1 protein-coding gene and 1 other annotated feature are annotated in these 1,335 nt (G+C 65.1%); the gene reads left to right on the forward strand.

Features of this window, described 5'->3' with window-relative positions; all coding sequences use genetic code 11:
• The first annotated feature begins 53 nt into the window (after window positions 1–53).
• Window positions 54–1,303, forward strand: a protein-coding gene (locus ACTOQ3_RS43510) for an IS3 family transposase (protein WP_440089925.1) whose coding sequence is annotated in 2 segments (ribosomal slippage) — window positions 54–363 and window positions 363–1,303 — 1,251 coding nt in all. Because the reading frame shifts where the segments join, the coding sequence is not laid out codon by codon here.
• Window positions 356–470: a sequence feature (AL1L pseudoknot), on the forward strand. Its footprint overlaps the gene before it by 115 nt.
• Window positions 1,304–1,335: the final 32 nt, after the last annotated feature.

Here is a 1,335-nt window from a genome sequence, read left to right on the forward strand (position 1 = left end):
GTGAACCGCGCCGGGATTGATGGAGGCTTCATCGGTTGGAAAGGATGGAGCTCATGTCAGGTCGATCTGGTTCGTCGCACCCCGCCCAGCGTCGGTATCCGCCGGAGTTGAAAGAGCGGGCGGTGCGGATGGTGCAGGAGGCCACCGCGCAGTCCAGGGAGTCGTTCGGCGTCATCACTCGCGTTGCTCGGCAGTTGGGCATTGGGTCGGAGTCGCTGCGCAACTGGGTCAAGCAGGCCGAGATCGACGGCGGTCAGCGACCCGGGACCAGCACCGATGAGGCCAAGCGGATCGCCGAGTTGGAGCGGGAGGTCCGCGAGCTGCGCCGCGCCAACGAGATCCTCAAGGCGGCGTCGGCTTTTTTCGCCAGAGAACTCGACCCTCGACCACCCAGATGAACGCCTTCATCGACGCTCACCGCGCCCAGTTCGGTGTCGAGCCGATCTGCCGGGTCCTGCAGAGCGCTGCCTCGACGTACTACGCAGTCCGCACCCGGCCGCCGTCTGCGCGAGCAGTACGCGATAACCGGCTCAAGACAGAGATCATCCGCATCTACCAGGACAACTACTCCTGCTACGGCGCCCGCAAGATCCATAGGCAGCTGCGTCGCGAAGGGCATGCGGTCGCCCGGTGCACAATCCAGCGACTGATGGGCGAGTTGGGCATCGTCGGGCTGGTTCGCGGGAAAGTCCGGCGAACCACCATCGCCGGCGACCAGGCCGATCGGCCGGCCGATCTCGTCGACCGCACCTTCTGCGCGCCGGCGCCGAACCGGCTCTGGGTCGCTGATCTGACCTATATCCGCACCTGGTCGGGCTGGGTGTATGCGGCGTTCGTCATCGACGTGTACTCCCGGATGGTCGTGGGCTGGCAGATCGCCACCCATCTGCGCACCGACCTGGCCCTGGACGCTTTGGAGATGGCCATCTGGCGTCGCAATCGCGGCCAGTGCGCGGATCTGTCTGGGCTAGTTCATCACTCCGACCGCGGGGTGCAATATTTGTCGATCCGCTACAGCGAGCGCCTGGCCGACACCGGAGCGGTCGCTTCAGTGGGCAGCCGCGGCGACTCCTATGACAACGCCCTGGCCGAGTCCTTCAACGGCCTGTTCAAAGCCGAACTGATCCGCCGCTACGGCCCCTGGAAGAACATGGACGACGTCGAGTTGGCGACGCTGGAATACCTCGACTGGTTCAACCACCGCCGCCTGCACACCGCCTGCGGCAACATCCCGCCCGCAGAGTACGAAGCGATCCACTACCGTCACCAACAGGCCGCACTCACCGCAGCAGAAACCAAGTAGCCAAGTCTCCACGAAACTCGGCGCGGTTCACC

This window comes from Streptosporangium sp. LJ11, from assembly GCF_051918945.1.
Taxonomy (GTDB): Bacteria; Actinomycetota; Actinomycetes; order Streptosporangiales; family Streptosporangiaceae; genus Streptosporangium.